Consider the following 5,294-nt stretch of genomic DNA (forward strand, 5'->3'; position numbering starts at 1 on the left):
GGCACGACCAATGCCTTGCCCCTGCAGTTCCGGCGCGACGAACAGCATTGCCAGATGCTGGCCGGCCTTCAGTTCCACCACGCCGACCACCCGGCCTTCCTGTTCAGCCACGAGGATGTCGTTGTCGCCCTGCAGGCGTTCGGCGAACGCAGACGCTGCGGCCACCGTGCCGAACGTGGCGATGCCCTCGGCGGTGAGCATGGGCGCAACGGCTGCAGTGAACGCCGTCATGCACACCGCGCTGATCGCGGGCAGGTCATCGAGGTGGGCGGGGCGGATCCTGGTCATGCGCTGTACTTCCTGTGGCGGGACGACATCAATGCCCCACGCTAAGCTGGCGGCATGACTGATTTCAATCCCGCCCATGCACGTCTGTTTCCAACGCAGGGCCTCAGCCTTGGCCTGATGACGCCGGTGGCCGCACACGGCCTGGCCGCTCCACATGAGGCGCGACGCATTGCGCGGCTGGCCGATGATCTCGGTTTCGCCGCGCTGTGGACCCGCGATGTGCCGTTGATGGTGCCGCAGGGGCCGGATGCGACTGCCAGTGCGCTGGATGATCCGTTCCTGTGGTTGGGCATGCTGGCCGCGGCGACCGAACGCATCGTGATCGGCACTGCGGCCATCGTGCTGCCATTGCGGCAACCGCTGCAGGTGGCGAAGTCGGCGTTGAGCCTGGACCGGATCAGCGGTGGGCGCTTCGTGCTGGGCCTTGGGTCGGGCGATCGACCTGAGGAATTCGCAGCATTCGGCGAGGATCTGCAGGGCAGGGCAGGTACCTTCCGCGAACGCTGGTCGCTGCTGCGTGCGGCGCTGTCGCCAGAACCGTCCGAGCGTGCGCCGGTGTTGCAGGCAACCGGTGGATACGACGTACTTCCCGCGCCGGCAAGGCGCATTCCGATGCTGGTGGTCGGTACTGCGCGGCAGAGCCTGCAGTGGATCGCACGCGAGGCCGAAGGCTGGGCGACCTATCATCGCGAAGAGACCGCGCAGGAAGGGCGCATCGGTCTGTGGCAGCAGGCGCTGGCCCAGAGCGGCGGCGCGCCCAAGCCATTCGTGCAGTCGATGCTGCTGGACCTGCAGGCCGATCCAACTGCGCCGGCGGAGCCGCTGCCGCTGGGCCTTAAGGTGGGCCGCGATGGCCTGCGGGGGTACCTGCAACGCGTACACGCGCAGGGCGTGGCGCATGTGATGTTCAACCTGGTGGACAACGGCCGGCCGGTGGATGACGTACTGGGCGAGATAGGCGAGCACGTCCTGCCCGATACGCATCGGTAGGTGTCCACCTTGGTGGACGCACGGCAGGTATCCGGCATGTTCGCATCTGCGTATCATTCGCATTTGATATCCAGCGCTGGAGCCCTGCGTGACCCACCGTAACCCGCTGCACCCAACCGGGCGCCTTTTCGCCGTCGTCGCCTTCATCGAGGCCATCACCTGGGCCGGTCTGCTGGCCGGCATGTGGCTCAAGTACGGCCCGCAGGCCAACGTCGCGCTGGTGAAGCTGTTCGGGCCGCTGCATGGCGTGGCGTTCCTGGTCTACGTGGCGGTGACTCTGTTTGCGGCGCTGCGCCTGCGCTGGCCATGGTGGGCAACGGGGTTGGCCTTGCTGGCTGCGATTCCGCCGCTGGTGACACTGCCGCTGGAGTGGTGGTTCAAGCGTCGCGGCCTGCTGTCAGTACGCGCAGGGCGGTGATGCACCCGCAGGTGYGCCACCGTTAAGCGAATGGGTATCAAATGCAAATGCGAGCCGTTATCATTTAAGGATGGCGTCGCCGCCTGACAGGGCGACGTCGCGCGGGGTGCGGATGCGCCCGGCGTTCCCTCCCTGGTTACGGTTGGTGTTCCATGCATTCACGTCCCGTGGTTCCCGGCTTGCCGGCGCTGGTGTTGGCTGCCCTGATCGGCACCATGGCGATGATGTCCTTCGTCGCCGTCATCGGCCCGGTGGTCCGCCTGCTGGGCCTGTCCGAATGGCATGCCGGTCTATCGGTGACTGCTGCAGGCGTGTTGTGGATGCTGGCCGCTCGCCCGTGGGGCCAGCTCAGCGACCGCATCGGCCGCAAGCGCGTGTTGATGCTGGCGATGAGTGCCTACACCGTGGTCTACCTCGCGCTGGCGGTGTTCATTGATGTCGCGCTGCAGACGATACCGCCGGTGCTGGTCTCGGTGCTGGTGCTGGTCGGTGCGCGTGGCCTGATCGGCCTGTTCTACGCGGCTGTGCCGCCGACCGCTGCCGCGCTGATCGCCGACAAGGCACCCACCGGCCAACGTACGAAATTCCTCGCCCGCCTTGGCAGCGCCAACGCGCTGGGGATGGTGCTGGGTCCGGCTGCTGCCGGATGGCTTGCCTACAAGAACCTGCCGCTGGCGCTGTACGTGGCTGCGCTGTTGCCGCTGCTCGCGCTGGGCCTGCTGGTCTGGCGCCTGCCGGCCACGCCGCCGGTGGCAGCCGCACACAGCCGCAACCGCGTACCGCTGTCGCGCCTCGACCGGCGGCTGCGCCTGCCTCAGATGGCCGCGTTCGTGGCGATGGTGTCGGTGACCATCGCCCAGGTCACGGTCGGCTTCTTCGCCATTGATCGTTTCGGCCTGGATGCAGCCGAAGGTGCGCGCATGGCCGGCATCGCACTGACTGCAGTCGGCGTGGGCCTGATCCTCGCGCAGGGGCTGGTGATGAAACTGGACGTGCATCCCCGGCGCTGGATCATCCTCGGCGCACTGATCGCAGGCATCGGCTTTGCGTCGGTGGCGGCGGTGCAGCAGACCTGGCAGTTGCCGGCAGCCTACGCGCTTGCAGCGTTCGGCATGGGCTTCGTGTTCCCCTCGTTCCAGGCGTTGGCCGCCGATGCGGTGCAGGCGCACGAACAGGGTGCGGCGGCCGGCACCGTCGCGGCGGCACAGGGGTTGGGCATGGTGGCCGGGCCGATGCTCGGCACCCTGTTGTATCGCGGCGGTGCCAGCCTGCCTTACCTGCTGGTCGGCGTGCTGCTGCTGGTGCTGTGCGTGCTGGCCGCAGCGTATCGGATGAAGGAGACCCCATGAACGATTCCCTGATTCAGGACGCGTGGCCGGAGGCTGCGTCGATGCTGTCCGAGCCCACCGCCGAAGCGTCGCTGTTCCTGCTGCGGCAGGCCGATCAGCAGATGCACGCGCGCGGCTGCCGCGCACCCTTGCCGACCGGTGCGCTGGCCACGCTGGCCGAGCGCGTGGCGACGTTCTTCGCGCAGCAGCGCGGTGGGCCGGGTCTGCTGGTCGGCGCGGTGCCGTTCGAGCCGCGCGCCGATGATGCGTTGTACCAGCCCGAGCGCCTGCTGCCGGCATTGCCCGTACAGTCGCAGGCGGCGCCGGCGCTGTCCGGAGCGCTGACTGCCGAGCCCTCGGCGCAGGCGTATGCAGCGGCCGTGGCCGACGCGGTCAGCGCGATGCGCGCGCCGGACCCGGAGCTGCACAAGGTGGTACTGGCGCGCAGCCTGTTGGCGCACACGCAGCAGGCGCTGTCACCGGAAATGCTGCTGGCCCGCCTCGGCACCGATCCTTCGGTGGCGACCTACGCCGTGCCGCTGCCGGTGGACGTTGGCCAGGCGCCGGCATGGCTGGTGGGGGCGACACCGGAGCTGCTGCTGCGCAAACGCGGTGCGCAGGTGCTGTCGCATCCGCTGGCCGGTTCGGCCAGGCGCAGTGCCGATCCGGTTGCGGACGAGCGCGCCGCGCAGGCGTTGCTGGCATCGGCGAAGGATCATGACGAACACCGGCATGTGGTCGACGCCATTGTCGATGGCCTCTCGCCCTGGTGCAGTCACATCGAAGCGCAGCCACGCCCGGTGCTGCACGCCACCGCCAGCATGTGGCATCTGGGTACGCGCATCCACGCCACGCTGAAGGACGCTGCTACGTCGGCGGCGACCCTGCTGGCCGAGCTGCATCCCACCCCGGCCGTCTGCGGTACCCCGCGGCTGCAGGCACTGCAGCGCATCCGTGCGCTGGAACCGGTGCCGCGCGGCTTCTATGCAGGTGCGGTGGGCTGGCTCGATGCACAGGGGGACGGCGACTGGTATGTGGCGATCCGCTGCGCGCGCCTGCAGGGCACCCAGCTGCGCCTGTATGCCGGCGCCGGCATCGTCGCCGACTCGCAACCCGAGGCCGAAGTGGCCGAAACCGCCGCCAAGTTTGCTGCCCTGCTGAACGCATTGGGCGTGCAGGACCCGCTGTCCCTGATCGAGGTATCCGCATGACGCCGTCCACCGTTGATTCGCGCCTGCCGCTGCAACAGCAATGGCCTGAAGCGCTGGTCGCGCGCTATCGGGCCGCAGGTCATTGGCGTGGCGAAACCTTCCCGGGTTTCCTGCGCGAACGCGCCGAGCGCCATGCCGATGACATCGCGGTGGTGGCTGGCGATGTGCGCCTGAGCTATGCGCAGCTCTGGCATGAGGCCGGGCGCATCGGCGCCGGGCTGCTGGCGCTGGGCCTGCAGCCCGGCGAGCGCGTGCTGGTGCAGCTGGGCAATACGGCCGGTTTCATCGCGACGGTCTGTGGCCTGTTCCGCGCCGGGCTGGTGCCTGTGTACGCGCTGCCGGCACATCGCATCACCGAGCTGGCCCACTTTGCGCGCGAGGCCGAGGCCAGTGCCTACATCAGTACCGATGTCCATGAAGGCTTCGATCATCGTGGCCTGGCGCGCGCGCTGCAGGCGGAAGTGCCGGCGGTACGCCACGTACTGATCGACGGCGATGCGGCCGAGTTCGTCGCGCTGGAATCGCTGCAGGGCGATCGCAGCCAGCTGCCGGCCGATCCYGATCCGCAGTCGGTGGCGTTCCTGCAGATCTCCGGCGGCAGCACCGGGCTGTCAAAGCTCATTCCGCGCACGCACGACGATTACATCTACTCGTTCCGCGCCAGCAACGAAATCTGTGGCATCGACCGCGACAGCGTGTACCTGGTTGCGCTGCCGGCAGCACACAACTTCCCGATGAGCTCGCCGGGTTTCTTCGGTGCGCTGTACGCCGGCGCCCGCGTGGTGCTCAGCCCAGGCCCCGGCCCGGATGCGGCATTTCCGTTGATCGCACGCGAGAAGGTGACCTGCTGTGGTCTGGTGCCGCCCCTGGCGCTGCTGTGGGCGCAGGCGGCGGCGACCAGCAGGCACGATCTGTCCAGCCTGCGGGTGCTGCAGGTCGGGGGAGCGAAGCTGGTGCCGGAAGCCGCGCGGCGGGTCATCGATGGCCTCGGTTGCACGTTGCAGCAGGTGTTCGGCATGGCCGAAGGCCTGGTCAACTACACCCGGCTGGATGACCCGC

At 68.5% G+C, this 5,294-nt stretch carries 6 protein-coding genes; 5 read left to right on the forward strand and 1 reads right to left on the reverse strand.

Annotated features, from left to right (window positions below; genetic code table 11):
* A partial coding sequence (locus AB4Y84_RS12300) for a GNAT family N-acetyltransferase (RefSeq protein WP_442250204.1) occupies positions 1–288 on the reverse strand: 288 nt, incomplete at its 3' end.
* Positions 289–342: 54 nt separating this feature from the next.
* Between AB4Y84_RS12300 and AB4Y84_RS12305 the strand changes: the two genes are divergently transcribed.
* The 5 genes from AB4Y84_RS12305 to AB4Y84_RS12325 form a co-directional block, all read left to right on the forward strand.
* Positions 343–1,278, forward strand: a complete 936-nt coding sequence (locus AB4Y84_RS12305; protein WP_442244816.1) for a TIGR03571 family LLM class oxidoreductase — start codon at positions 343–345, stop codon at positions 1,276–1,278.
* A gap of 88 nt (positions 1,279–1,366) precedes the next feature.
* On the forward strand, positions 1,367–1,696 hold the full coding sequence (locus AB4Y84_RS12310) for a DUF3817 domain-containing protein (RefSeq protein ID WP_223495305.1): 330 nt from the start codon (positions 1,367–1,369) through the stop codon (positions 1,694–1,696).
* A 152-nt stretch (positions 1,697–1,848) separates the two neighbouring features.
* Complete coding sequence (locus AB4Y84_RS12315) at positions 1,849–3,045, forward strand: MFS transporter (protein WP_442244815.1); 1,197 nt, start codon at positions 1,849–1,851, stop codon at positions 3,043–3,045.
* Positions 3,042–4,235, forward strand: a complete 1,194-nt coding sequence (locus tag AB4Y84_RS12320) for an isochorismate synthase (RefSeq protein ID WP_442244814.1) — start codon at positions 3,042–3,044, stop codon at positions 4,233–4,235. Before AB4Y84_RS12315 ends, AB4Y84_RS12320 begins: the two co-directional genes overlap by 4 nt.
* Positions 4,232–5,294: AMP-binding protein (locus tag AB4Y84_RS12325; RefSeq protein WP_442250205.1), on the forward strand; the 1,063-nt coding region annotated here is incomplete at its 3' end. The genes AB4Y84_RS12320 and AB4Y84_RS12325, both read left to right, overlap by 4 nt.

This window comes from Stenotrophomonas sp. 2YAF22 (genome assembly GCF_052114665.1).
Classification (GTDB): domain Bacteria; phylum Pseudomonadota; class Gammaproteobacteria; order Xanthomonadales; family Xanthomonadaceae; genus Stenotrophomonas; species Stenotrophomonas indicatrix.

What these genes read in the sequence shown, in the direction of transcription:
- AB4Y84_RS12315 (WP_442244815.1), top strand. Translation starts at nt 1,849, where the DNA reads ATGCATTCACGTCCCGTGGTTCCCGGCTTGCCGGCGCTGGTGTTGGCT.
- AB4Y84_RS12305 (WP_442244816.1), top strand. Translation starts at nt 343, where the DNA reads ATGACTGATTTCAATCCCGCCCATGCACGTCTGTTTCCAACGCAGGGC.
- AB4Y84_RS12320 (WP_442244814.1), top strand. Translation starts at nt 3,042, where the DNA reads ATGAACGATTCCCTGATTCAGGACGCGTGGCCGGAGGCTGCGTCGATG.